Here is a 25,902-nt window from a genome sequence, read left to right on the forward strand (position 1 = left end):
GGAGGGGGCCGGGGAGGGTTGCCCTCCCCGGCGCTGCCAGAGGAATTCAGGGGGTAGAGCCGACGCCTTCCGGCTGGCCCACCACCACGAAGCGCAGCGCTTCGGGCTGATAAAGCCGCGCGGCGACCCGTTTCACATCCGCCATCGTCACCGCGTCAATCCTGGCATTGCGGGTATTCGGATAGTCGATCGGCATCCCCTGCATCTGCATCCCGACAAGGATAGAGGCAATCGGCGCATTGCCGTCAAACCGCAACGGATAGGCGCCGGTCAGATAGGTCTTCGCATCCGCCAGTTCCTTCTCGGTGATGCCCTCCTGCGCGATCTTGGTCCATTCGTCGCGGATCACCCCGATCGCCTCGGCCACCTTGTCATTCGAGGCCTGGAATTGCCCGAGATAGCTGTCCGAATGGTCCATTCCGACCAGGAAGGAACCGATCCCATAGGTCAGACCACGCTTGTCGCGCACTTCGGTCATCAGTCGGGCCGAGAAGCGCCCGCCGCCCAGCACATCATTCAGAAGATAGGCGGCAAAGAAATCCGGGTCATTCTGCGAGATCCCCGACTGGCCAAAGACCACCACCGATTGCGGCGAGGGGAAGTCGATCACGCTGACCCCCGGCGTCATAAGCCAGGGCGCCACCCCGGGCTGGGCCGCGCCGGTCTCCGGCAAGGCGCCAAGCAGGCGGTCGATGATCAGCCCCAGCTCTTCGGCAGTGATATCGCCCGCCGCCGAAATATAGACCCGGTCGCGCGCCAATGCGGCTTTCCAGGCCTCAACCATATCGGCCCGGGTCAGGCCCGCGACCGAGTCGAGCGTGCCGCGCCCGGTGCTGCCATAGGGATGATCGCCATAGGCGAGACGGTCGAATTCCTTCGACGCGATGGAGGACGGGTCGCGCAGATCCGAGCGCAGGCCCGAAAGCACCTGTTCGCGCACCCTGACCACCGCATCCTCATCGAAACGCGGCTTGTTCAGCGCCAGCGCCAGCAGATCCACCGCCTCATCGCGATTCTCGCTCAGAAACCGTGCCGAAACCGAAAAGGCATCGGTCGAGGCGGAGAAAGAGAAGGATGCCGCAAGGGTGTCCCGCGCCTCGGCAAAGCCCTTGCTGTCGAGATCGCCCGCGCCCTCCTCGATCAGCCCCGACATCAGGTAAATTGCGCCGCGCTTTGCCGGATCATCCAGCGAAGTGCCGCCGCGGAAACGGATTTCAAGCGCGGTGAAGGGGATATTCTGATCCTCGACCAGCCAGGCGGTCAGGCCACCGGGGCTTTTCACCTCTTTGATCGGGATATCGGCCAGCGCAAGGCCGGGAAAAATAAGGGCAGCAGCGGTCACCAATGCACGGAAAATCATTGCCCAGCCTCCGTCTCATTTACAGCGGGCTCTGATCCGGTGGTTTCCGCCCCGTCGCCATCGCCATTCTCTGGTTTGAGAATGAACTGATCCATCGGATGGTAGATGTTGGGGTCGATTTTGGCAGCCGCTGGTTCTTCCGGGCGCTCCAGCCAGCCGGTCACCGCCTGGTCTCGGTTCAGCACCTGTTGCGCGGCCGTCATCACATCCTCGATGGTGACTGCATCCAGCACCTGATTATAGGTCTGGATATCGACCAGCCCGAGGCCGATCGACAGCTCTTCACCATAAAGCTTTGCCAGCCCCATCGCATCGTCTTTGGCATAGATATCCGAGGCACGGATCTGGGTCTTGATGCGTTCGAACGCTTCGGGATCGGGGCCTTCTGCCAGGAATTTCGCCAGAACCGCATCCATCGCCGCCTCGGCATCCGCAAGGCTCACCCCCGGTGCGGGCACGACATAAAGCCCGAAAGTGCCGTCATCCAGCGCGGTCCCGTCATAGAAGGCCGAGGACCAGACTGCGACATTGCTGTCGAATTGCAGCGCGCGGGGCAGGATGGCGGTCTGGCCATTGCCGCCCAGCAGCTCGGCCAGGATCGACAGCGCAGCGGCGGTTTTCTGATCACCCGGGTCGCGTTCCGGGGCGAGATAGCTGCGATAGACATAGGGGTCCGGGACCCGCTCATCGGCATAGGCCAGCCGGCGCTCGGCCAGCTGCGGCGGCTCCTGCGGGCGCTGGCGCGGCGCTATGCCCTCGGAGGGGGCAATGGGGCCGTAATATTTTTCGGCCAGCACCTTCACCTGATCGGGTGTCACGTCGCCGGCGATGATCAGCGTCGCATTGTTCGGCGCATAGTATTTCTCATACCAGGCCAGCGCATCCTCGCGCGTAAGCTCGGCGATCTCATGGCGCCAGCCGATGATCGGGATGCCGTAGCGGTGATTGAGGAACAAGGCCGCCCGCATCTGCTCGCCCAGAATAGCGCCGGGATCGGAATCGGTGCGCTGTGCGCGTTCTTCCAGGATCACCTGACGCTCGGTCAGCACCACGGCGGGGTCAAGCTTCAGCCCCCGCATCCGGTCGGCCTCCATCTCCATCACCATTTCCAGCTTATCGGCGGCAATGCGCTGAAAATAGGCGGTGTAATCCCAGGAGGTGAAGGCATTGTCATCGCCGCCATGCGCCTCGACCGTGGCCGAGAACTGGCCGGCCGGGATCTTGTCGGTGCCCTTGAACATCAGATGTTCCAGATAATGCGCGATGCCGGATTTGCCCGCAGGCTCATCGGCGGCGCCGGTGCGATACCAGATCATCTGGACGACGACCGGCGCGCGGTGATCCTCGATCACCACCACATCGAGGCCGTTATCCAGCCGGAAGGAGGAGACGGTTTCCGCCCGGGCCGCAAAGGCCGACAGCGCTGCGATCAGCGAAAGGGGGGCGAGAGCCGCGAGGCGCGGCAGGGCAGGCAGCATCCTCGCAAATCCAGGGGATTTCGCCCTGGCTTTGCGGGTAAGTCGGGTCACGAGACGCATCCGTCCTCCGATGATTTTCCGGCGATGATTTTCCGGTGTTTCCGGACACCAGAAGGGGGGCGCCAGAATGAAAGCGCCTTAGCAGGGGCGCCTGTTTCCGGCTCTGCCCGGCAGGGGCAGGGCAGGCGGGCCGGGCGGCCTGAGGGCAAGGGCGGGCGCCCCCGGGCCTCAGAACAGCTGCAGACCGCCGCGCTTCTTCTTCTGGCGTTCCTTTTCTTCCTTCTGCTTATCATAGCCTTCCGGCGGCGCAGAGGGGGTCAAAAGACCGCGAGAACGCCAGTATTCAACCTCTTTATACTGGTTGAGCGACTGGTCCTGATAGGCCTGGTAATAGGTGTTGACGGCAAAGAGGCGCTCAAGAATGCGGCCCTTGTTGTCGCGGCGCCATTGCAGGTCTTCCGAGGCCAGCTGGCTGCGGATATCGCCCTGGTTGCCCAGCCGCGCGGCATGGGCGTAAAGTGCGGAATCGGCGGCCGGGATACCCCCCGCAGCGCCCGGCTTGCCGCCAAGCGCCACCACCGCATCATCAAGCGGGCGCTGATCGGTGCGGTTGCCACCGCCCGGAGTGGGCGCGGGCAGGTCATTCAGGCTGGTCGGCATTTCCAGCGCCTTGGGCGGCAGAACCGCGAATTCATCCGGCCCGTCTTTCGAGCGCAGCCGCATCAGATCGGTGGACTCGCCCTTCCCGGCGGCGCAGCCGGACAGCACAAGCGCAATCACCAGCGCGAGGGCGCCCTTACCCGGTCTTGCCTGCATCCTGTTTCCCGGCATTCGTTTTTCCGTCTTATCCTGCCCGTCGGCCTTTGAAGTCTCTTAGCCTATGGGATTGGTCGCGTCACGGGGTCTTTCGGTCCGGGGCGTCGCCCATGGTCGTCAGAAACCCGCATCAGCGCTTTTTAACCCGCGATTTGTCGCCTGCACCCGGCTTGCCGGTGAACAGAACCAGCCCGAAGGCGCCGGCAAAGATCGCGATATCCGCCACATTGAACGCATAGGGATTCTCGAATCCGCAGCAGGACATGTTGAGGAAATCCGCCACCGCGCCATACCAGATGCGGTCGATGACATTGCCAAGCGCGCCGCCGACCAGCAGACCGGCGGAAATCTGCGCAAGGGGGCCCGGGCGCGAGCGTCTGACCCAGATCCAGGCCCAGGCTGAGATCACCAGCGAGATGGCAACGATTCCCCAGCGGACCGTTTCGGTATCGCCGGCAAAGAGGCCGAAATTGATGCCGCGATTCCAGGCCATGCGGAAGACGAGGAAAGGCGGCCAGATATCGACCTCGCCCCGGTTGATCAGGTCCATGCCCTGGACCACGGCCAGTTTCGACGCCTGGTCGAGGCCAAAGGTGATGAGGGCTGTAAGCCAGGCCGCGCGCATATCAGTGCCGGAAATGGCGCTGGCCGGTGAAGACCATCGCAAGGCCAAGCCGGTCGGCGGCCTCGATCACGTCCTGGTCTTTCATCGAGCCGCCGGGCTGGATCACCGCCTTCACGCCATTGCCCGCCAGCACTTCGATCCCGTCGGCAAAGGGGAAGAAGGCGTCAGAGGCCGCGACCGAACCGACCGCCGGGCTTTCCGAAAGGCCAGGCGCCCGGACGATCTCGCCCGCCTTGCGGGCACCGATCATGGTGCTGTCGACCCGGCTCATCTGGCCCGCACCGATGCCGACGGTGGCGCCGTCTTTCACATAGACGATGGCGTTGGATTTGACGTGTTTCGCGACCTTCCAGGCGAAGAACAGGTCTTCCAGCTCCTGCCCTGAGGGCGCGCGTTTCGTGACCACCTTCAGATCCGCCGGCGTGATGGTGTCGACATCCGAATCCTGGACAAGGAAGCCGCCTGCCACCTGGCGGAACGAGAGCACTCCCTTCGACGCATCCGGAAGCGCGCCGGTGGTCAGAAGGCGCAGGTTCTTTTTCGCGGCGAAGACCGCCTTTGCCGCAACGGTTGCCGAAGGTGCGATGACGACCTCGGTGAAGATCTTCACGATCTCTTCGGCGGTGGCCGCATCCAGCTCCTGGTTCAAGGCCACGATGCCGCCGAAAGCCGAGGTGGTGTCGCAGGTATAGGCGCGCTGGTAAGCCTGAAGCAGCGAGGAGCCTTTGCCGACGCCGCAGGGGTTCGCATGTTTGATAATGGCAACCGCCGGGCCCTGACCCTCGAATTCCGCCACCAGCTCGAACGCGGCATCGGTGTCGTTGATATTGTTGTAGCTGAGTTCCTTACCCTGCCACTGTTTCGCGGTGGCCACGCCGGGCCTGTTCGATCCGTCCAGGTAGAAGGCCGCTTTCTGGTGCGGATTCTCGCCATACCGCAGGGTTTGTGCAAGTTTGCCCGCCATCGCGCGATAACGCGGCGCCGGTTCGGCAATCGCTGCCGCCAGCCAGGTCGAAACGGCAGTGTCATAGGCCGCCGTGCGGGCATAGGCCGTCAGCGCCAGACGTTGGCGGAACGCATAGCTGGTGCCGCCATTTTGTTCGATTTCGGAAATGACGCCCGCATAATCTTCGGTATCGGTCACCACCGCGACAAAGGCGTGGTTCTTGGCCGCCGCCCGGATCATCGCCGGGCCGCCAATGTCGATATTCTCGACCGCGGTGGCGTAATCGGCGCCTTTCGCGACGGTTTCCTCGAACGGGTAGAGGTTGACGACCAGCAGATCAATCGCCCCGATCCCGTGCGTCTCCATCGCCGCCGTGTGATCCGCATTGTCGCGCAAAGCCAGCAAGCCGCCATGCACCATCGGATGCAGGGTCTTGACCCGGCCATCCATCATCTCGGGAAAGCCGGTGATCTCGGCGACATCCTTGACCGGCAGGCTGGCCTCACGCAGCGCCTTTGCCGTGCCGCCGGTCGAGAGCAGCTCGACCCCATGCCCATGCAGCGCGCGGGCGAAACCGATCAGCCCGGTCTTGTCCGAAACCGACAAAAGCGCGCGGCGCGGGCGGAGGGGCGTGGTGGGGGCGGTGGAGCTGGGCGCGGAAATCGACATGGGGCCTCTTCTTCAGTGGCAGTCAGATGGGAGCCGGGTCGTCCCGGTCCAGATCGCGGATGGCGAGCGGAGTATCCTGGGCTTTCGCAAGCGTCCAGCCGATACGGTTGTCATAATTCTGCGCGAACCCCATCAGCACGATCTGCTGGGCATGGCGCGGCGCAAGGCGTCCACGCTCCAGCCAGGCCGAGGGTTCCAGCGACAGATCGGCGCCGCTGTCATGGCGGAAAACCCAGATCTCGCCGGAGCGCAGCTGCATCGACACCGCCGCGCCCCCCATATCCAGCGAGGCATCGACATCGGGATGCAGGTGAAAGCGGATGGTGAAGGGCAGGCCCCCAAGGGGCGAGCGTTCGACCATCCGCCCGAACTGCGCGCGGGCGGCGGGGGTGGTCGAGGACAAGAGATCGGTGCCGTTGAGCCGCCGCCCATCGGGCGAAAGCTGCAGCTCCCGCGTGGCAATCAGCCCATGGCCTGCCTGCCAGCCGTCATGGCTGAGCCGCACGAAAGCCCCGTCAGAACCCGCGAAATGCAGGTCCGAGACCTGGGCACGCTCGGTCAGGGAGCTGGAGGAGGCACCGAAACGCGAGGAGGAAAACCCGGTCAGCGACAGCGCCGAATGCGATTGCGTCGCGCGGGCGGCCAGCCGCCATTCCGGTCCGGCGCTCTGGCCGGGGCCACAATTGACGATCAGCGGGCGGCGGCCGGAACTCAGCTCGAAAGCGGCGGTCGAGGCATGGGCGGTCTGCGCTGCAGGCCCGTCCGGCGGTGCCGCGACATCAAGGATCACCGTGGTGCGGGCGGCGGAGAGCCGGGCATAGCCCATGGCAAGGGTGACATGGCCGGCGGGCGGCAGCACCTTTGACGCCGCCAGTGCAAGGTCAAGCTTGCCCTCGGCGCCGGTGCCGCCCGAATGGAACCGCGCAAGTCCGCCATCGGAATGGCGCAGCGCCCTGAGGCAGGGGGCCACACGGTCAATCGCGGCGGCAAGACCCGCAGGCACCGGCTGTCCCGCATCGGAAAGGCTTTGCACCGCCCAGCCGAGCAGGGTGAAAATCTCCAGCAATTCTTCGGGGTTGCGGCTGGTGATGGCGCCGCTGCGGTCGATCCGCTCGTCGCATTCCTTTGCCAGCGCCGCCAGCGCCTGGGCCAGTTTCGGCGCGGCTTCCTCCAGCGAGAGATGGGCATAGACCTGGCCGGTCAGGGCCTCGATCCGGGCAAGCCCCGGCCGGGCCGACGCAGCACGCCGCGCCAGAAACCCCGATTGCCGCGCCAGCGAGGCGAAGAAGCGGGCGCGCTCCGCCGACGCCCTGTCCCCCGACGCCTCATCCCCGGATGCCTCGCCTTCAAGCAGGAAATCCGAATGGTGGATCCAGCGGATCACCCGACGCCCCGTCAGCGCAGGTGTCCAGCCCGGGCGTGAACCCTCGCCGAATCGCCGGATCCAGCTTTGGGTCCAGGCCCGGGCCCTTTCGCGGGCGCGGCTGGTGCCAAGTGCTGCCAGATCGTCAAGCCAGGAAAAGCCATGCGCCTCGTCGGTAAAGACGGGATCGGGGGCGGCAAGATCCCAGATCTCACTGTCGCCGGCCTCGACCAGATGGCCGGCCAGCATGATGTTTCCGGCCATGATCTGCTTGCCGCGCGCATAAAGCCCGACAGAGCGCGGCTCGGGGCGCAGCGAAAAGCCTCCGGCCGGTTTGGCACGGCGCGCGGCCCAGGCGGCATAGCGATTGGCCAGCCGCTCACGGCGGCTCGGCGCCTCGGAGCCTGTATGACTGGCTTGTGTCACCCGGTTTCTGCCCTTCCTGCCGAATGCGCTCCGATTGTCCCCCGGAGGCGGCACGGAGAATAGCCGCAGCGTGGAAGAATGTCACCCAACGGCCCCGTGAAAACTGGCCCCGTGAAAACTGGCTTTGCGAAAACGGCTCTGGGATATCGGAGGCCTGCGACGGCTTCAGGCATGGCAGGACAGAAGCGGGGCTCTCTCCGGTCTGTCGCATCGTTTTCGGCATGGAAACGCAGCATTCACGCCCGGACTGTGGTATCTGCTGCAAATTAAGGGCAAAATCAGCCATGACAGATCATGCCATCACAGCCAGGGAATAAGCGGTGGAAAAGGCGACGATCCTGCTGGCGGGGGCCGTTCTGGTCCCGGCCCTCGTGCTGGCTGCGGTGCTGAGCCTGCCCGTCCTTGCGCCTTCGGCGGCGCCTGGGCGCGATTTGTCGCAAGAGGAATTCGCCGCGAGATATGCCGTGCCGCTGGTGCCGCCAGATGGCCCGGTCGCGGTCTACCACCTGGGCCATTCGCTGACCGGTCGTGACATGCCGGCGATTCTCGCGGGTTTTGGCGGGCATGACTGGAACAGCCAGCTGGGCTGGGGCGCCAGCCTGAACGCCCATCGCCGGGGCGAGGTGGCGGGCATGGCCGAAGAGAATGCCAGCCCCGCCTTCCGCCCGGTGGCCGAGGCGATCAGCAGTGGCGATTATCCGGTGGTGGTGCTGACCGAGATGGTCGCGCTGGAGGATGCGATCCGCTGGCATGATGCGCCCGGGGCGCTGGCCTTCTGGGCGGCTGAGATCCGCAAGGCGCGGCCCGATGCGCGTATCTATCTTTACGAGACCTGGCATTCGCTCAACGATACATCGAATGACCCCGGTGACTGGCTGGGGCGGATCGACCGCGATCTGGCGGCTTTGTGGGAAGGAAAGCTCTTGCGTCCTGCCATGGGGCAGGACGGGGTCGGCACCATCTATGTCATTCCGGGCGGCCAGGTGATGGCGGCGGTGGTCAGGGCGGCCGGGGCCGGGGAATTGCCCGGAATCCGGGGCGTTGAGGATCTGCTCAGCGACGATATCCATTTCAACGATACCGGCGCCTGGCTGATGGCGCTTGCGCATTATGCGGTGATCTATGGCCGCTCGCCGGTCGGATTGCCGGCGGAAGTGGCCTGCGCCGATGGCTCCCGTTTTGCGATTGACCCGGTGGCGGCCAGGCGGATGCAGGAAATCACCTGGGATGTGGTGACCGCCTATCCGCCCAGCGGCGTCGCGCAGCGGCGGGGGGAGTGAGGATGGCTCTGACCCGCCGGGCCGTTGCGGGCCTTCTTGCCGTGCCGCTGGGGCAGGCGCTGTTCGGGCAGGTGCTGCTCGGCCCGGCACTGCTGCCAGGAGGGGTCTTCGCGCAGGGGGCGGGCAGCGCCGGATCCGGTCTTGGGATGGGCCTCCTGGGCGGGCGCGACTGGTCGCCGGAACAGCCCTTTCTCGATGTGATGAAATCGGCCCGCGACTGGATCGGGCATCGCCCTGGCCAATGGGGTGGAGAGGACCATGATGCGCTGGCGGCGGCGGGGGTGCTGGACGGCCAGGGCTGGCCGCGCCTGATCCCGCCGGATCTGGAGTCCATCGGCACCGTGATGCTGACCGATATGCCGGAGGGCGCACAGGATCTTGCCGGTCGCTATCTGGTGACCTGGAGCGGCACGGGCGAGGTCGGTCTGGGTGGCCTTGCGCGCAATCCGCGCCGAGAAGGCCGCCGCATCACCTTTGACTACAGCCCCGGGCCGGGCCTTGTCGATCTGCGCATCACTGCCAGCGATCCGGCCGATCCGGTTCGCAACATCCGGGTCTCGCGCGCAGACCGTGAGGCGCTGCTGGCTGCGGGCGAGATCTTCAACCCCGATTTCCTCGCGCGATTGCAGGGGATCGGGCTTTTGCGGTTCATGGACTGGCTTCAGACCAACAATTCGCCGCTGGTGACGCCCGAAGACCGCCCGAAGCCCGATGATTACACCTGGACCCGCCGGGGCGTGCCGATCGAGGTGGTGGTGCAGCTGGCGAACCGGCTTGAGGCCGATCCCTGGATCACCCTGCCGCATATGGGTTCAGACGCGCTGTTTGGCGAGATGGCGCAGGTTGTGGCACGGGATCTGGCGCCCGGGCGGGTTGCCTGGGTGGAATATTCCAACGAGGTCTGGAACTGGCAATTCGGCCAGGCGGCCTGGGCCGATCAGCAGGCAAAGGCCCGCTGGGGCGACGGGGGCGGCTGGCTTGCCTTTTACGCGTTGCGCGCTGCCGAGGCGATGGCGATCTGGGCCGGGGAAATCGCCGATCCGGCGCGGCTGGTGCGGGTTCTCTCGACCCAGACCGGCTGGCTGGGGCTGGAAGAGCATATCCTTGCGCCAAAGCCGGTCACGGACGAAGGCCGGCCCGCGCCGGTCGGCAGTTTCGATGCCTGGGCGGTGACCGGCTATTTCTCGGGCGCGCTTGGCCATGAGGACCGGATGCCGATGATCCATGCCTGGCTTGCGGAAAGCAAGGCGGCGGCAAAGGACCATGCCGCGCGGCTTGGCCTCAAGGGAAGCGCGCTGGAGGCCTGGGGCGAGAAATACGGGCTCGACGAGGCGCTGACGCGCGCTGTGGCCGAACTGCGCGATGGCTCGGTTTCCGGGCGTCCCGATGATACGCTCGCGCATCTGACCGGAGTGGTCTGGCCCTATCAGGCCGATATTGCAAAGAAATATGGGTTACGGCTGGTGATGTATGAGGGCGGCACCCATGTGACCGGCATCGGCCCGGTCGCCGATGATGCACAGATCACCGCTTTCTTCACCGCGCTGAATTATTCCGGGGGGATGGGCGCGCTGTATGATGATTTGCTGGCCGCCTGGGCCGCGCAGAGTGATGCGCCTTTCACCCATTACGGCTTTGTCGCGACGCCGGGGCGGCATGGCAGCTGGGGTGCGCTCAGGCATCTGTCGGATGACAATCCGCGCTGGCGGGCGCTGATGCGGGGCTGCGGCTCATGCTGAAACCGCAGCTCGCGCTGAGCGTGATCATCCCTGCCTCGAATGAGGAGGCCTGGATCACCCCCTGCCTTGCGGCGGTCTTTGCCTCGCATCCGGTGCCGGGAAGGGCCGAAGTGATCGTGGTTGCCAACGGGTGCCGCGACCGCACTGCCGAACTCGCGCGGGCTGTGCCGGTGCCGCCGGGCTGGGAGATGACGGTGCTGGATCTCGCCGAGGGATCAAAGCCGGCTGCGCTGAATGCGGGTGAGGCGGTGGCGCGGGGGCGTGTGCTGGCCTGGCTTGATGCGGATTGTGTGGTCTCGCCCGGGGTGATGGCGGGGCTGGTGGCGGCGCTGGCGCCGGCGCGTGCGCTTTACGGCGGGGCGACGCCGGTGATCCCTGCAGCGAAGTCGCGGATCACCCGGGCCTATGCGCGTTTCTGGCAGCGCCTGCCTTTCGCCCAAAGCACCGCGCCGGGTTACGGGCTTTACGCCACCAATCCCGAAGGCCGCGCGCGATGGGGCGAATTTCCCCGGCTGATCTCGGATGACACTTTCGTACGGCTGCAATTCCAGCCCGCCGAGCGTGTGCAGATCGCCGCCCCCTACAGCTGGCCGATGGTCGAGGGCTTTGGCCCGCTGGTGAAGGTGCGCCGCCGCCAGGATCTGGGGGTGCGCGAGCTGGAGGCGACATATCCCGGCATTCTGGCGCGTGAAGGCAAGGCCGGGCTGCGGGCAGGCTGGCTGATGCGGCTCGTGCTGCGCGATCCGGTCGGGTTCGTCACCTATGCGGCGGTGGCACTGGCGGTGCGGCTCGGCCGCGGCAAGACGGGGTTCACCCGTGGTCGCTGACTGGCTCGGGGCCTTCCGCCGGCAGCCGCATCGCGGCGCGGAAATGACGGGCGAGCTTGGCGGCCTCGGTATTGATGTCATGGCGGGCGAAGACATCGGCCCGTGCCTCGCGCCCCATTCGCGCCAGAACCTCGACCGGCACGGCGGCAAAGCCGCGGATCGCCCCGGCCAGCGCATCCGCATCGCCCGCCGGCACCAGCCAGCCGGTGCCGGGTGTCACCAGTTCCGGCACGCCGGCAATGGCGCTGGCAATCGCGGGGCGGCCGGCGGCGAAAGCCTCCATCAGCACCATCGGCAGGCCCTCGGCGAAAGAGGGCAGCACCAGCGCATGGGCGCGGGCGAGTTCATCGCGCACCCCGGCCTCGTCCAGCCAGCCGGTCAGGGTGATCCGGTCCTCAAGCCCAACTGTCCGGATCATGGAGTCTATCATCGGGCGCAGCTCGCCCTCGCCGATAAGGGTCAGGCGCAGATCGGGCAGGTCGGATTTCACCTGCGCCATCGCCTCGATCAGCAGGGGAAAGCCCTTTTGTTCCGACATCCGCCCAATGGCGACCAGCCGGCGCGGGCCGGTCTCGCGCATCGGCGCGGGTTCGGGAAAGCGCCAGGGCTCGATGCCGCAATGGACGACCTCCAGTGTCGGCCAGTCCTGCATCCCGGCCCAGCGACAAAGCTGAGAGCGCCCGAAAGAGGAAATCGCCACCGAGAAATCGGCGCGGGCGGTTTTCTCGGCCAGATTATGGGCGCGGGGCGCGTCGAATTCCTCGGGCCCATGGGTGGTAAAGGAAAAGCCGAGGCCCCCGATTTCCGCCGCCAGCATGGCGACGGTGGTGGAATTGGTGCCGAAATGGGCATGGATATGCGGCAGCCGGGCCAGATGGCAGCGCCGCGCCACCTCGGCGCCCTCGATCCAATAGACCAGGTGGCGCAGCCGCCCGCCTGTTCCCGGCGCGCCGCCAGCCCCATTGCCCCCGCATTTCAGCGCGAGCCTGAGGCTGCGCAGTGCCGCCCCCGGACGGCGGATCGCGAAAGGCAGCGCCGAGCGGATCAGGCTGAAAAGCCCGTTTTTCAGCAGATGTTCGGTGCGGCTGTCTTCGGCGATATCGGCGGCATCGACGAGACGCGCCCGTTCGGATCGCATGGCGAAGCGATGCACCTGCCAGCCCATCCGCTCCAGCGCGTGGATTTCGCGGCGGATGAAGGTCTGCGAGGGCAGCGGATAGCTGTTGACCAGATAGGCGAGTTTCATGGACCGGATTTCGGGCAGCGGCAGCAAAGCCCAGGATCGGGCGCGGCCGGGCGGCTTGCAAGCATAAAGCAGGCAGGCCAAAGGGATGGTGGCAAAGCGTTGCACGGCAGCACTGGTTGCCGATGGACTGGTTGTCGGGGCGGGACAGAAAAGGGCGGATCATGGACGTAACCGGGGGCAGGGGCCTCTTCCGGCGCGCGCTTGGCGGCGGCATGTTTGTCGCGGGATCCTATGTTTTCGCGCAATTCGCCCGGCTGTTGTCGAACCTCGTGCTGACGCGGTTGCTTTACCCCGAGGCTTTCGGGGTGATGGCGCTGGTCATGGTTGTGCTGGTCGGCCTCCAGATGTTCTCGGATGTCGGCATCGGCCCGGCGATCTCGCGTTCCGCGCGCGGCGATGAGCCGGATTTTCTGAACACCGCCTGGACGCTGAATGTGTTCCGGGGCGCGGGGCTTTGGGTGCTGACCTGCCTTGTCGCCTGGCCCGCCGCCTGGTTCTATCAGGTGCCTGACCTGGCGCTGATGGTGCCGGTTGCGGGGCTGACCCTGCTGATCGGCGGCTTCAACCCCACGCGGATCGACACGGCCAACCGGCATCTGCTGCTGGTTCGCGTCACGGCTCTGGATCTGGCGGCGCAGATCGGCGGCATTGTCGTTATGGTGGTTTTCGCCTGGATCACCGGCTCGATCTGGGCGCTGGTCGTTGGCGCGGTGGCGCAGGTCTTGCTGAAACTGTGCCTCACCTCGGCCTTCCTGCCCGGCGCGGCCAACCGCTTCCGCTGGGAGCCGGAGGCCGCACGCGAACTGGTGCATTTCGGGAAATGGATCCTCGCCTCGACTGCGGCGGGGTTCCTGCTGACGCAGGGCGACAAGGCGGTGCTGGGTTCTTACCTCGGCATGGCCGATCTCGGGCATTACAATATCGGCTTTTTCCTCGCGTCTTTCCCGGTTCTGCTGGCGGGGCTGGTGGTGACGCGGATTATGATCCCGATCTACCGCGAGCTGGGGCATCACGCCGATCCGGGCGGGGTGAGGAAGCTCAGGCTGTTGCGGTTCGGGGTGACGATCCCGATGCTTCTGGTGATGGGGGGCATGGCGATCTGTGGCGATCTGATCGCGGGGTTTTTGTATGATGCGCGCTATTATGATGTCGGCGTGATCATCTCGGCGGTGGCGATGGCGCAGATGCCGATGCTGATCGGGCTGACCTATGACCAGGCGGCGCTGGCAGCGGGAGACGGGCGCGGCTTCTTTTTCGTCCAGGCGATCCGGGCGGCTTTGCAGACCACGGCACTGATCATCGGCGCGTCATGGGGGGGGCTTGGTGGTGCGCTGCTGGGCCAGGGACTGGCGCTGGCGCTGACGCATCCCTTCCTGATCCGGCTGGCGCGCCGCCACGGCGCCTGGGATGGCTGGCACGATCTGAGCGCGGGCCTGCTGGCCTTCCTGCTGATCCTTGCCATCTCCTGGACCGGGCGTGACGAATTGCTGACATTATTTCACTAGATACGGGGCACGCGGGATGCGGGCTTTTCCGCCCCCTTCGGGCCTCGGCGCTTGTGCAGCGATGCGCGCCGGCTATGAAGGGGCAAAGCCTGTCGTGACCACGCCTGAATGCGCCCCCTGAGGATGACGAGCCAGATGCAGACCGAAGCCACCGCCCTTCCCGAAGTGCTCTTGCTGACCCCGCGCCGTTTCGGCGATGCGCGCGGCTGGTTCACCGAGACCTTCAACGCCGCCCGCATGAAAGAGGCGGGGATTGATATTGGCTGGGTGCAGGACAACCACTCGTTTTCCGCAGCCAAAGGCACGCTGAGGGGGCTGCATTACCAGTCTGCCCCACATGCCCAGGACAAGCTGGTCCGCTGCACGCGTGGCGCCATCCTTGATGTGGCGGTGGATTTCCGCGAGGGCTCACCCCGGTTCGGGCAGTGGGTGGCCAGGGAATTGTCGGCCGAAAACGGCTGTCAGCTTTTGATCCCGCAAGGCTTCCTGCATGGCTTCGTCACCCTGACCCCGGATGTCGAGGTGCAGTATAAATGCTCGGACTTCTATGCGCCTGAATGCGATGGCGCGGTGCGGTGGGACGATCCGGATATCGGCATCGACTGGCGGCTGGATGGTGCCGCACCGGTGCTGTCCGACAAAGACCAGGCCGCGCCCTTCCTGAAAGATGCGCCCCGTCCCTTCCGCTATGAGGTGAAGGCATGAAACTGCTGGTAACCGGCGGCGCAGGGTTCATCGGCTCTGCCGTGGTGCGGCTTGCGGTCTCGCGCGGGCATAGCGTGGTCAATGTCGATGCGCTGACCTATGCCGCCTGCCTTGAGAATGTCGCGTCGGTGGGGAACAGCCCGCTTTATGGGTTCGAACAGGCCGATATCCGTGACCGCGCCGCTTTGGACCGGATTTTCGAGGCGCATCAGCCCGATGCGGTGATGCATCTGGCGGCGGAAAGCCATGTCGACCGCTCGATCGACGGGCCGGGGGATTTCGTCGAAACGAATATCACCGGCACCTATAATATGCTGGAGGCCGCGCGGAGCTACTGGACCCGCAAGGGCAGGCCGGAGGGGTTCCGCTTTCATCATATTTCCACGGATGAAGTGTTCGGCTCGCTGCCGCATGATCCTGCGGTGAAATTCACCGAGGAAACGGCCTACGACCCGCGCTCGCCCTATTCGGCGTCGAAAGCGGCATCCGACCATCTGGTCCGCGCCTGGGCCGAGACCTACGGCCTGCCGGTGGTGCTGACCAATTGTTCGAACAATTACGGGCCCTTCCATTTTCCGGAAAAGCTGATCCCGGTGATCATCCTGAATGCGCTGGCCGGAAAGCCGCTGCCGATCTACGGCGATGGCTCGAACATCCGCGACTGGCTTTATGTCGAGGATCACGCCGACGCGCTTTTGCTGGTGGTCGAAAAGGGCCAGCTGAACCGCAGCTATAATATCGGCGGCGAGAATGAGCGGACCAATCTGGAACTGGTGCAGACGCTTTGCGCCATCCTGGACCGCAAGCGCCGGAAATCTGCCGGCAGCTATGCCGACCAGATCACCTTTGTCACCGACCGCCCCGGCCATGATGCGCGCTATGCCATTGATCCGTCGCGCATCCGCGAGGAGCTGGGCTGGCGGCCCTCGGTCACTGTCGAAGAGGGGCTGGAGCGTACCGTCGACTGGTATCTCGCCAATGAAGCCTGGTGGCAGCCCTTGCTGGCGCGTCATGGCGTGGGTGAGCGCTTGGGGGTAAAGGCATGAAACTGCTTGTCTTTGGCAAGACCGGTCAGGTCGCGACAGAACTCGCGCGCCGTCTGCCCGCTGATTTCCAGGCGGTGTTTCTGGGCCGCGATGAGGCCGATCTCTCGGACCCCGCCGCCTGCGTGGCGGCGATTGCCGATGGACGGACCGAAGCCGTGATCAATGCCGCTGCCTGGACGGCGGTTGACAAGGCCGAAAGCGAAGAGGATCTCGCGACCCGGGTCAATGGCGATGCCCCCGCCGCCATGGCCCGGGCCTGTGCAAAGGCCGGCATCCCCTTCCTGCATATCTCGACCGATTATGTCTTTGCGGGCAGCGGTGACCAGCCCTTCCGCCCGACAGATCCGGTGGCGCCGCTGGGCGCCTATGGCCGTTCAAAACTGAAGGGCGAGGACGGGGTGCGTGCCGCAGGCGGCCAGCATCTGATCCTGCGCACCTCCTGGGTGTTTTCCGCCCATGGTGCGAATTTCGTGAAAACCATGCTGCGCCTGGGGCGTGAGCGCGACAGCCTGAACGTGGTTGACGACCAGCATGGCGGCCCGACCCAGGCCGGTGCCATTGCCGATGCGCTGCTGTCTGCGGTGCGGGCGATGAAGGCCGGAGCGACTGGGGGAACCCATCACTTCTCGGGCGCGCCCGATACGACCTGGGCCGGTTTCGCCCGCGAGATCATGGCGCGCGCCGGCCTCGCCTGCCAGATCAACGGCATCCCGACCAAAGACTACCCGACTCCGGCGCAGCGCCCGCTGAATTCGCGGATGGATTGTTCGGCGCTGGAGACGGCATTCGGTATCCCGCGCCCGGACTGGCGGGCCGGGCTTGACGAGGTTCTGAAGGAGCTGGTGGCATGAAACGCAAGGGCATCATTCTCGCGGGCGGTTCGGGCACAAGGCTTTACCCGATTACCATGGGCGTCTCGAAGCAGCTCTTGCCGCTTTATGACAAGCCGATGATCTATTACCCGCTGTCGGTCCTGATGCTGGGCGGGATCCGCGAGATCGCGATCATCACCACGCCGGAGGACCAGGCGCAGTTCCAGCGCCTGATGGGCGATGGCAGCCAATGGGGGCTGTCGATCACCTGGATCACCCAGCCTTCGCCCGATGGTCTGGCCCAGGCCTATCTGCTGGCCGAGGATTTCCTTGCAGGCGCGCCTTCGGCCATGGTGCTGGGCGACAATATCTTTTTCGGCCATGGCCTGCCCGAAGTGCTGGCAGCGGCCTCGGCGCGCGAGACCGGCGGCACGGTGTTCGGCTATCACGTCTCGGACCCCGAGCGGTATGGCGTGGTTGATTTCGATCAGGATGGCAATGTGCGCGCGATCATCGAAAAACCCGCAAAGCCGCCGTCGAATTTCGCGGTGACCGGGCTCTATTTCCTCGACGGCCGCGCGCCGGAACTGGCGGCGCGGGTGCAGCCCTCGGCGCGCGGAGAGCTGGAAATCGCCGATCTGCTTGAGATTTACCGCGAAGAAGGCAGTCTGATGGTTGAACGGATGGGGCGGGGCTATGCCTGGCTTGATACCGGCACCCATGGCAGCCTGCTTGATGCCGGGAATTTCGTGCGCACGCTGACCTTGCGCCAGGGGCTGCAGGTGGGATCGCCGGATGAGATCGCCTTCCGCCAGGGCTGGATTGATGCGGACCAGCTGGCTGCGCGGGCAAAGCTTTTCGGCAAAAACGATTACGGGCGCTACCTGGCCGGGCTGCCTGCCGATTGAGGGGGCCGCTGCCGCCGGTCTGCGGGCAGGATCCCGCAGGCCGGTCCCTGCCTTCCTTCTGCAAACTTGCTGAACCTTTAGGGGATTGTTAACCTGTTCGGGAACAATCCTTGGAAATCTGCCACCACTTCGGCCCGACCGGGCACAATGACAGCAAAGGGGGCAGCGGCAGGACCGGGTTTGAAGGCGCCATAAGGGCGGATGATGAGGCAACGGGAAAATATGATCACAGGATATCTTGCCTTTTCGGTTCTGATGGCCGCCTCCGCGCTCAGCCTGTCGGTTTCTGCCGGCCATCCGCCGCTGGCCTGGGTGCTGGCCTATAGCGGTGCCGGGGCTACCTCTCTGATCGCAATGGCCTTTTTCCGCAGCCTCACCGGCGGTGAGGCCGCAGGCGCCCGGGGCCGCTGATCATTCGCCAAAGCCTGTCGCCAGAATGGCGGCCAGATCCTGCGATTGTAATTGAATAAGAAACAACATGTGAGAAGCCTCTCCGGCGCGGGCAGGCTCCCTGACAGGCTGGTATTCCGCGAATCGACCTCTGGCCCGATCTGGATTCCGGGCGCGGCACGGCCCCTGCACCGCCGACCCGGGGCGCCACCGGGCCAAAACCCGGTGCCGGTGGCCGCGATGTGGCAGAAATTCGTCGAATTGCGTCGGAATTGTGGTGAACGCGTGGCGATCCTGCTTTCACCCGCCTGGCAGCTTCGGATAAAATGGTCGCCGGGGGCATTCTGACCGAGTGCTGAAGATGTGGTTTGACCTTCTGCCAATGCCAGAGACCGCGACGGGGATGCTCGCCGCAGGGGCGGGTTCTTTTGTGCCCGGACTGGCCGATTTGTTGATCGGACACTGACAATGTCGATCATTTCAGCAAAGACCGCCGGGGCTGCGGGAGTGGCCCCTGTGATCAGAACGGCGCCGGACAAGCAGGAGCCGGTGGTGAACCTGCCCGGTCGCGGCGGGATCTATCGCCATGTCTTCAAGCGGGCGCTGGACCTTTTCGCGATCCTCGCGGCGGTGCCCATCGTGCTGCCGGTGGTTCTGGGGCTGGCGATCCTGGTGGCGCGCGATGGCGGCAGCCCCTTCTACAGCCAGATGCGCGTCGGTAAGGGTGGTCGCTCGTTCCGGATGTGGAAGCTGCGCTCGATGGTGATCGACGCGGATCAGCGGCTCGACTCCTGGCTTGAAGCCAATCCCGAGGCGCGGGCGGAATGGGACAGCACGCAAAAGCTGCGCAATGACCCGCGCATCACCGCCTTTGGCCATTTCCTGCGCCGCTCGTCGCTGGATGAGTTGCCGCAGCTGTGGAACGTTTTCATCGGCGATATGAGCCTTGTCGGCCCGCGCCCGATGATGTTGAATCAGCGCGATCTTTATCCCGGCACCGCTTATTATGCGTTGCGTCCGGGCGTGACCGGCTACTGGCAGACCGCAGGGCGCAACCGCACGACCTTTGAGGCGCGGGCGGAATATGATGCGGTCTATGAGGAGCGCCTGTCGCTGGCCACCGATCTTGGCATCATGGCGCGCACTGTGGCTGTTGTCCTGCGCGGCACCGGCTGCTGAGCCCACCGCGTGGTGGCGATGGCGGCGGATCGTCCCGAATATCGGCACCGGCGGCATCGCCGGTTTAGGTGCATTTTAAAGGCTCTTCGGTCTGGACCTGGTGATGGATCGCGGCTGGGTCGTCTCGCTTGCCACAGGCGAGACCGCGCTGGTGCAGATCGGCATCGCGACGGAGGGCGGCTCGGGTCTGCCGGTGCCTGATCTCTCGATTGAGGTCTATGGTCATACGGTCTTTAGCCGCGCCCCCCCGAGGGGGCGTCTATCCTCGCTCCGTTGACCGATGAGCCCTGGGGCCTGTGCCGGCTCTGCCTGCGCGACCCGGCGGGGAAGGTCGTGAATATCCTTCGCCATCGCCGTGCCTGAATGCGGCTCCGGTCCAGCCCCGTCCCCTCCGGCCTCAGCTCAGCCGTATCCGGCCCCGGCCCGAAGGGCGGATTTCCGGCAGGGCGATGATCGGGCGCAGGCCCAGTTCACGCTCCATCTGCGCCGAGGTGCGGATCACCGGTTTCAGCAGATCCAGCAGGAAGGCGAGGATCAGACCGCCCAGAAGCCCCGCAATCGCCCCTACCGCGACAAACATCTTGCGGCGCGGCCCGTCGGGATGTTCGGGCGTGATGGCGCGGTCAAGAATGCCGAAGCGTTCGCCCTGCTGGCGTTCGGCAAGGCGCAGCTGGGCCTCGGCCTCGGCCTGCGCATCGGAGGTCTGGTCGAAATTGCGCTGGATCTGGCCCAGGTCCCGCTCAAGATCGGCAAGGCCGCGTTCGGCCACCGCGACCCCGGCAAGGCCCGCCTCGATTGCGGCAGCACGCGCGTTCAGAGCATTTTTCTGACCGGCGATCAGCACGGTCTGGTCATCCAGTTCGCGCAGCCGCTGGCGATCGGTCGGGCGCAGCGTCTCGCGGGCCGAGATGCGGCGGCGCTCCTCATCCACCAGCAAAAGGTCACGGTCCAGGTCGCGCAGATCGGTCTCGATGGTGGTCAGTTCCTCGCGCCGGGTCGCCGAGACCGGCGGCAGCATTTCGGCATTGGCATTGCGCCAGGCGATGATCTTCGCCTCCTGCGCCTGGATCTCTGTCGAGAGAACCGACAGCCGCTCGCTGTGGAAGGTATAGCTTTCCCGCGCGCGCTGCAGTTGTCCTGAGGCCGAGAGGTCCACCACGCTTTGCGCGAGGTCATTGGCGATCCGCGCGGCGTTTTCGGCATCGCCGAAAGTCGCGCTGATCACCACCGCCGACACCTGGGTCGGCTGGCCATAGGCCGGATCGCCCGAGACCTCGACCGTGTTAAAGCGGATGGCGGCGCGTAAAGCGGTCACCTTCGCCTCGGTCGAAAGCGCCGGCAGATCGCTGTAAAGCCGGTGCCGCTCGATGATCGCGACCAGGTTCTGCCGCGTCGTCAGCCGGTGTTGCAGCGATTGCACAAGCTGCGCCGAGCCCGAGGCCTGGGCGGCATCGGTGGGCGCGCTGCCGGCGACCGGCACCCGCACCTGGGCGGTCTGGATCTCGATCGAGGCCCAGGCGGTATAGCTGTCGGGCCGCCGCTTGGCATAAGCGGCCGCCAGCGCCACGGCCAGCAGCGCGCAAAGGGCGATCAGCAAGCCGCGCCGTTTCAGAAAGCTGAGAAGATCCTCGATCGTGCGCAGATGCCCCATTGCCGCCCCTCAGCCCCGCCCGATACCATGCCCGAACCAGCGGCCCAGCAGGCCCTGGCCCGCCAGCAGACCGCGATCCTGGGCGCGGTTCAGCACCACGGCCAGCAGCGGGATCCGGCCCTCGAACATCCGCTCGCAGGCGGTGATATCGGCGGCGGTGGTGCTGGTGCCGTCGACCACCAGCAGCACGGCATCGACCAGGCCCGTCAGCGCGATCATATCATCATAGTCCAGCGCCGGCGGCGTATCGAAAAGCTGGATATCGGGCTGCAGCAGGTCGCTGGCCGATTGCAGTGCCGCCGCGCAAAGCGGGTCCTGCAGCGTCTCGGCCGGGCGGGCGACGCGCTCGCTGTTCAGCGCCAGCGCGAGGTTGGAGCCGATGCGGCGGAACTGACCCTCAAGCGGCTGCTCTCCCAACAGGAATTCCAACAGCTGCGGCGCGGTGCTTTGGGCGAAAAGCCCGGCCTGGCGCGGGCGGCGCAGATCAAGATCCATCAGGAGCGTCCGGCAGGATGGCAACCGGCCCAGAGACAGCGCCAGATTGGCGGCGACATAGCTTTTGCCGCAGCCGGCGCGCGGCGAGGTGATGGCCAGCCGGCTCATCCCTTCCTTTGCCATCGCCTGGGCGATGCGGGTGCGCAGCATGTCGAAATAGCGGGTGATCTGGTGGTGTTCCGGTTTCAGGAACAAACCGTTTCTGATCAGCCTGGCGGGGTCGGCCTGCATCTCGCCAATCGATTCCCAGACCTTTGACGGGTTCGGCCCGGCAAAGACCGAAGGCGGGATGGTGATCTCGCGCCCGGTGCGCTGGTCCAGCGCGATGGGCAGGCTGATGCGCGGATGGCCGGGCCGGAACAGCGAGACAAGGCTGCCGCGCGCCGTGGATTCTGCGTTGCGATCCTGGTCGTTATCTTCAGCGCCCATCAGGGGAAATCCCGTATCCAGGGGTTTTGAACCGAAAGGGCCAGGGATATTGTGGCGGCTCATCTATGGTCCGGTTCCGACAGAAGGGCGTCGGCAAGACCGCGCGCCCCGAATTGATACCCCCTGCCGGAAGGCAGGCATGACGCCGGCACCGGCTGCGAAATCGCCCCGGGACCGGTCTGGTCCAAAGGATGCAGCCATGGGTCCGGGCCCCCGCCCAGAAGGCTATGTCTAACCGATCAGAGACAAAAATGAAAGCCCGGGGCAGGGGACAGGCGGCCCGCCCGCCCTGTTCGGCCGACCTGTTCTGCCGACCTGTTCGGGCGGCCCGTTCCGGCGGGGGGAACCGACGGGGGAACTGACGGGGCTTTGACACTGTGTCCCCGGCGGCTTACCCCTGTCGGCGATGAGAGAGGAACCGCCCATACCCCCGTCGCTGCCGGATCCGGCTGCTGCGCCGCTCGTGATGCCGGGGGGCGGCGGGATCGTCGATGCAGTGGTGATCGGCCGCAATGAGGGCAGCCGGCTCGCCGTCTGCCTCGCCTCGTTGCGGGGGCAGGTGCGGCGGCTGGTCTATGTCGACAGCGGCTCGACCGATGGGTCCCGGGCGCTGGCCCGGGCGGCGGGCGCGATTGTGGTGGATCTGGACCTTTCGCGCCCCTTCACGGCGGCAAGGGCGCGCAATGCCGGGGTGCTGGCGCTGATCGTCGAGGGGAATGAGCCGGATTTCGTGCAATTCGTCGATGGCGATTGCGAGATGGTGCCGGGCTGGGTGGCGCGGGCGCTTCAGGGGTTTTGCGACCATCCCGGCGCGGTGGTGATCTGCGGGCGGCGGCGGGAACGGTATCCCGGGGCCTCGGTCTGGAACCGGCTTTGCGACCGCGAATGGAACACGCCCATCGGTGAGGCGCTGGCCTGTGGGGGCGATGCGCTGATGCGGCTGCGCGACTTCCAGTCGGTGCGCGGCTACCGTGAGGATCTGATCGCGGGCGAGGAGCCCGAGCTGTGCCAGCGCCTGCGCCGGGCGGGCGGGCATATCTGGCGGATCGACGCGGACATGGTGCTGCATGACGCCGCGATGACGCGGCTCTCGCAATGGTGGCGGCGGACGAAACGCGCGGGTTATGCCTTTGCCGAAGGCTATGCGCTGCATGGGCGCGGCCCGGATCGCCACTGGCGGCGCGAGACGCTGCGCGCTCTGGCCTGGGGCGCCGCGCTGCCGCTGGTGGTGATCGTGCTGGGGCTGATCCATCCCGCCTTCTGGCTGCTGGTGCTGATCTGGCCTTTGCAGATGCTGCGCCTTGCCTGGGCCTGGCGGCATGAGGGGCGGACGGGGATTGAAGCGGCGATTTTCACCGTATTGGGGAAATTTCCCGAGGCGCTTGGCGCGCTTGGCTATCTGCGCGACCGGCTCCGGGGCCACAAGCGCGGGCTGATCGAGTATAAGTGACCGTTCCGCCTGCCTATTCCGACCTTTGCCGCCAGGCCTTGACCGCCTCCTCCGGCAGGATCGCGAAACAGGCGGCATAGCGCGGGATCAGCCGGCGCGGCGAAGACAGCGCCCGCCAGGCCCATTCCATCGCGATCTTGCGGACCCAGGCCGGCGCGCGGCTCTGGTCTCCGGACAGAAACTCCACCCCCGCGCCGACCGAGGCGAAGCCGGTCTGCGGCGCGAGGCTGCGGCCAAGGGCGGCGAAGCGCTCTTGCTTCGGGGCACCAAGTGCGATCAGGCAAAGCCCCGGCCCAAGGGCCGCCAGATCCGCCAGCGCCTTGCGGGCCTCCGGCCCTTCGGGGTCGAACCCCATCGCCGGCGCGATCAGCAGCCCCTGGCGGTAGCCGGGGATCTCGCGCGAAAGCCGCGCGCTTGCCGCCTCCAGCGCGGCCCCGGTCGCCCCCAGCATCGAGACCGGCAGCCCCGCATTGGCCGCAAGGCCGCAGAGCGGCAGCACGAGATCCGAACCCGGCATCAGATCGACCGGCTTTTTCGCCAGCGAGGACAGCCAGACGATCGGATTGCCATCGGCCACGACCATATCCTGCCCGGCATAGGCGGCGCGAAATTTCGGGTCGCGCCGCAGCTTGACCAGGTGGTCGACATTGATCGTTGCGAGCGCAAAGCCTTCGCCACGCCGGAAACGTGTCGCCACATCGCGCAAAAGCGCCGCGCGGCTGGCATGGGTCACCTCGATACGGGTGTCGCTGAAGGTAAAGCGCAAGCGGGTGATCCTGTCAGGCGGCGGCGCGCGCAGCCTAACCTGCCTGCGTGCCGGAGGCGACAGCGAAAGGCGCTGGCCGCGCGCGGCAACACTTTGTTTCCACGCGCGCGGCTTCGGCGCCGGGCGGGGCATCGTGGCGCCGGGCGCGGCACCATGCTAAGGAAGGGGCGAAAACAGCCCCCCGCCCTCCACCCCCGACGCCAACCCAACACGCCAGTGCAGAACGGATCCCGGCCGGATGTCATCGACGATTGCCCTGCTGGCGCTCTTGTCCTGGCCCTTCGTGGTCTGGATCTTTTACAACCGGATGGGGCCGGGGCGGGCGCTGATCTGGTCGGTGCTGGGCGGCTATATGGTGCTGCCCGAGCTGGCGAAAATCAATCTTCCCATGCTGCCCGACCCGGACAAGCATATGCTGCCGGCGCTGGCGGCGGCGGTGTTGTCCTGGCTGATGCTGGGGAAAAGCCTGCCGGTCTTCACCGGGAATATGCTGATCCGGGTGCTGGTCGCGGGCTTCCTGATCTCACCGGTTTTCACGGCACTTCTGAACATGGACCCGGTGGTTCTTGGCTATGGGCGCGATATTCAGGGCATGCGGATCTACGATTCCATCGCCATTGCCGGCACCGAGGCGATGTATCTCCTGCCGCTGTTCCTTGCGCGCCGCGACCTCGCCACGCCCGAGGCGATGCGCGACCTGCTGATGGCGCTGGTGATCGCAGCGCTGCTTTATACCGGGCCGATCCTGATCGAGACGGTGATGTCGCCGCGGCTCCATATCTGGGTCTATGGCTATTTCCAGCATGACATGTCCCAGGCGGTGCGTTTCGGCGGCTGGAGGCCGTTTGTCTTCATGCCGCATGGGCTTTGGGTGGCGTTTTTCGTGCTTTCCTGCCTGATCGCGGCGGGAGTGATGCTGCGGCTCGGGCCGGCGCCGGCACGGGTCTGGCAGCTGCCGGTCTTCCTTTTGACCTGCGCGCTGTTGATCCTGTGCAAGAGCTTTGGCCCCATCGCCTATGCGCTGGCTGCGGCGCCGCTGGTCTTTCTGGCAAAGCCCCGCCTGATCCTGGTGATCGCCGGGCTGCTGGCGGTGGTGGTGATCCTGTATCCGCTGCTCCGGGGCCTGCATCTGGTGCCGGTCGATTATATCGCGAGCTTTGCAGGTGATCTCAGCGAGGACCGTGCGCAGAGCTTCGGCTACCGGCTGATGAACGAGGATCTGCTGCTTGAGCGCGCCGCTGAACGCCCGCTGTTCGGCTGGGGCGGTTACGGGCGTGGCTTTCTTTACGACCCCGATACCGGCGCGCTGGAGACGGTGGCCGATGGCGCCTGGATCATCCGCATCGGTGCTTTCGGCTGGATCGGCTATATCGTGCAATTCGGGCTTTTGTGCCTGCCGCTCTGGCTCTTGTCGCGCGAGGCGCGGCTGAGGCCCGGCTCGGTCGGGCTGCCGGCGGCGGGGGTGGCGCTGATCCTTGGGCTGAACCTTGTTGATCTCTTGCCCAATGCGACGCTGACGCCGCTGACCTGGCTGATGGCGGGCGCGGTGCTGGGCATGGCCGAGGCGCTGCGCAATCAGCGCGAGGCGGCGGGTGCTGCGCTGCGGCAAAGCCAGCCGCGCCGCACCATTATCTGAGTGCTTTTCCCGGAGCTGCCGGAGAACCTGGCTCGGTTTTGCGCGAAACAGGGCGCAAATGTGGCTTTTTTGCGTCAGTATTGTGGCATTGTTGCCCGCCCGGATATGAACTGGTCACGCCCCCGGCAAGGGTATGAGTTTGCCCGGGATTGCGC

General features: G+C 65.8%; 23 protein-coding genes. 13 read left to right on the plus strand and 10 right to left on the minus strand.

The features are described 5' to 3' along the window. Positions 1–46: 46 nt before the first annotated feature. From DRF71_RS01255 to DRF71_RS01280, 6 genes are all read right to left on the minus strand, one after another. A complete protein-coding gene (locus DRF71_RS01255; RefSeq protein ID WP_112308822.1) occupies positions 47–1,360 on the minus strand; it encodes a M16 family metallopeptidase in 1,314 nt (437 codons plus the stop codon). Beyond that, on the minus strand, positions 1,357–2,838 hold the full coding sequence (locus DRF71_RS01260; RefSeq protein ID WP_112308823.1) for a M16 family metallopeptidase: 1,482 nt from the start codon (positions 2,836–2,838) through the stop codon (positions 1,357–1,359). The genes DRF71_RS01255 and DRF71_RS01260 overlap by 4 nt, the downstream gene beginning before the upstream one ends. 228 nt (positions 2,839–3,066) lie before the next feature. Beyond that, positions 3,067–3,654 (minus strand): DUF3035 domain-containing protein, encoded by a 588-nt coding sequence (locus DRF71_RS01265; protein ID WP_112308824.1) that lies wholly within the window; start codon positions 3,652–3,654, stop codon positions 3,067–3,069. A gap of 130 nt (positions 3,655–3,784) precedes the next feature. After that, positions 3,785–4,279 carry a signal peptidase II gene (gene lspA, locus DRF71_RS01270; protein WP_112308825.1) on the minus strand — a complete coding sequence of 165 codons (495 nt, stop codon included), beginning with the start codon at positions 4,277–4,279 and terminating at the stop codon, positions 3,785–3,787. 1 nt (position 4,280) lies between these two features. Further along, positions 4,281–5,894: a bifunctional phosphoribosylaminoimidazolecarboxamide formyltransferase/IMP cyclohydrolase gene (gene purH / locus DRF71_RS01275; RefSeq protein WP_112308826.1), complete on the minus strand. Its 1,614-nt coding sequence runs from the start codon at positions 5,892–5,894 to the stop codon at positions 4,281–4,283. 22 nt (positions 5,895–5,916) lie between these two features. After that, entirely contained in the window at positions 5,917–7,683 is a 1,767-nt protein-coding gene (locus DRF71_RS01280) for a heparinase II/III family protein (protein WP_112308827.1), read from the minus strand. A 320-nt stretch (positions 7,684–8,003) separates the two neighbouring features. Here DRF71_RS01280 and DRF71_RS01285 point away from each other — a divergent pair, with 320 nt between their 5' ends. From DRF71_RS01285 to DRF71_RS01295, 3 genes are read left to right on the plus strand one after another with little or no spacing between them, the layout of a single operon-like run. Beyond that, positions 8,004–8,963 (plus strand): hypothetical protein, encoded by a 960-nt coding sequence (locus DRF71_RS01285; protein WP_232831240.1) that lies wholly within the window; start codon positions 8,004–8,006, stop codon positions 8,961–8,963. A gap of 2 nt (positions 8,964–8,965) precedes the next feature. After that, positions 8,966–10,702: a hypothetical protein gene (locus tag DRF71_RS01290; protein WP_157970861.1), complete on the plus strand. Its 1,737-nt coding sequence runs from the start codon at positions 8,966–8,968 to the stop codon at positions 10,700–10,702. Beyond that, positions 10,696–11,529 (plus strand): glycosyltransferase, encoded by an 834-nt coding sequence (locus DRF71_RS01295; protein ID WP_112308829.1) that lies wholly within the window; start codon positions 10,696–10,698, stop codon positions 11,527–11,529. Before DRF71_RS01290 ends, DRF71_RS01295 begins: the two co-directional genes overlap by 7 nt. Here the strand turns inward: DRF71_RS01295 and DRF71_RS01300 are convergent. Then, positions 11,513–12,775, minus strand: coding sequence for a glycosyltransferase family 4 protein (locus DRF71_RS01300; protein ID WP_112309902.1), 1,263 nt, complete (start codon positions 12,773–12,775; stop codon positions 11,513–11,515). The two genes, DRF71_RS01295 and DRF71_RS01300, sit on opposite strands and share 17 nt — an antisense overlap. Before the next feature lie 161 nt (positions 12,776–12,936). Here DRF71_RS01300 and DRF71_RS01305 point away from each other — a divergent pair, with 161 nt between their 5' ends. The 8 genes from DRF71_RS01305 (at position 12,937) to DRF71_RS27825 (ending at position 19,597) form a co-directional block, all read left to right on the plus strand. Continuing rightward, on the plus strand, positions 12,937–14,280 hold the full coding sequence (locus DRF71_RS01305; RefSeq protein WP_232831241.1) for an oligosaccharide flippase family protein: 1,344 nt from the start codon (positions 12,937–12,939) through the stop codon (positions 14,278–14,280). A gap of 135 nt (positions 14,281–14,415) precedes the next feature. After that, positions 14,416–14,985: a dTDP-4-dehydrorhamnose 3,5-epimerase gene (gene rfbC, locus DRF71_RS01310; protein WP_112308830.1), complete on the plus strand. Its 570-nt coding sequence runs from the start codon at positions 14,416–14,418 to the stop codon at positions 14,983–14,985. Further along, positions 14,982–16,031, plus strand: a complete 1,050-nt coding sequence (gene rfbB / locus DRF71_RS01315) for a dTDP-glucose 4,6-dehydratase (RefSeq protein ID WP_112308831.1) — start codon at positions 14,982–14,984, stop codon at positions 16,029–16,031. The genes rfbC and rfbB overlap by 4 nt, the downstream gene beginning before the upstream one ends. After that, on the plus strand, positions 16,028–16,882 hold the full coding sequence (gene rfbD, locus DRF71_RS01320; RefSeq protein WP_112308832.1) for a dTDP-4-dehydrorhamnose reductase: 855 nt from the start codon (positions 16,028–16,030) through the stop codon (positions 16,880–16,882). The genes rfbB and rfbD overlap by 4 nt, the downstream gene beginning before the upstream one ends. After that, positions 16,879–17,751, plus strand: coding sequence for a glucose-1-phosphate thymidylyltransferase RfbA (gene rfbA / locus DRF71_RS01325; RefSeq protein ID WP_112308833.1), 873 nt, complete (start codon positions 16,879–16,881; stop codon positions 17,749–17,751). The genes rfbD and rfbA overlap by 4 nt, the downstream gene beginning before the upstream one ends. 204 nt (positions 17,752–17,955) lie before the next feature. Beyond that, positions 17,956–18,162, plus strand: a complete 207-nt coding sequence (locus tag DRF71_RS01330) for a hypothetical protein (RefSeq protein ID WP_157970862.1) — start codon at positions 17,956–17,958, stop codon at positions 18,160–18,162. Positions 18,163–18,609: 447 nt separating this feature from the next. Beyond that, complete coding sequence (locus DRF71_RS01335) at positions 18,610–19,320, plus strand: sugar transferase (RefSeq protein WP_112308835.1); 711 nt, start codon at positions 18,610–18,612, stop codon at positions 19,318–19,320. Between the two features lie 103 nt (positions 19,321–19,423). Further along, entirely contained in the window at positions 19,424–19,597 is a 174-nt protein-coding gene (locus tag DRF71_RS27825; protein ID WP_198672035.1) for a VOC family protein, read from the plus strand. A 120-nt stretch (positions 19,598–19,717) separates the two neighbouring features. Here DRF71_RS27825 and DRF71_RS01345 read toward each other — a convergent pair whose 3' ends face one another. Together DRF71_RS01345 and DRF71_RS01350 are read right to left on the minus strand one after the other, a co-directional pair. Continuing rightward, positions 19,718–20,971 carry a Wzz/FepE/Etk N-terminal domain-containing protein gene (locus tag DRF71_RS01345; protein ID WP_112308836.1) on the minus strand — a complete coding sequence of 418 codons (1,254 nt, stop codon included), beginning with the start codon at positions 20,969–20,971 and terminating at the stop codon, positions 19,718–19,720. Between the two features lie 9 nt (positions 20,972–20,980). Further along, positions 20,981–21,895, minus strand: coding sequence for a CpsD/CapB family tyrosine-protein kinase (locus DRF71_RS01350; RefSeq protein ID WP_157970863.1), 915 nt, complete (start codon positions 21,893–21,895; stop codon positions 20,981–20,983). A gap of 466 nt (positions 21,896–22,361) precedes the next feature. Here DRF71_RS01350 and DRF71_RS01355 point away from each other — a divergent pair, with 466 nt between their 5' ends. Continuing rightward, on the plus strand, positions 22,362–23,345 hold the full coding sequence (locus DRF71_RS01355) for a glycosyltransferase family 2 protein (RefSeq protein ID WP_198672097.1): 984 nt from the start codon (positions 22,362–22,364) through the stop codon (positions 23,343–23,345). Positions 23,346–23,358: 13 nt separating this feature from the next. Here the strand turns inward: DRF71_RS01355 and DRF71_RS01360 are convergent, their stop codons facing one another. Next, positions 23,359–24,111, minus strand: coding sequence for a WecB/TagA/CpsF family glycosyltransferase (locus tag DRF71_RS01360; protein ID WP_232831242.1), 753 nt, complete (start codon positions 24,109–24,111; stop codon positions 23,359–23,361). A 238-nt stretch (positions 24,112–24,349) separates the two neighbouring features. Between DRF71_RS01360 and DRF71_RS01365 the strand changes: the two genes are divergently transcribed. Continuing rightward, positions 24,350–25,747, plus strand: a complete 1,398-nt coding sequence (locus DRF71_RS01365; RefSeq protein WP_112308839.1) for a hypothetical protein — start codon at positions 24,350–24,352, stop codon at positions 25,745–25,747. Positions 25,748–25,902 lie beyond the last annotated feature (155 nt).

Origin of the sequence: Pseudogemmobacter bohemicus (genome assembly GCF_003290025.1) — a bacterium.
Lineage (GTDB): Bacteria > Pseudomonadota > Alphaproteobacteria > Rhodobacterales > Rhodobacteraceae > Pseudogemmobacter > Pseudogemmobacter bohemicus.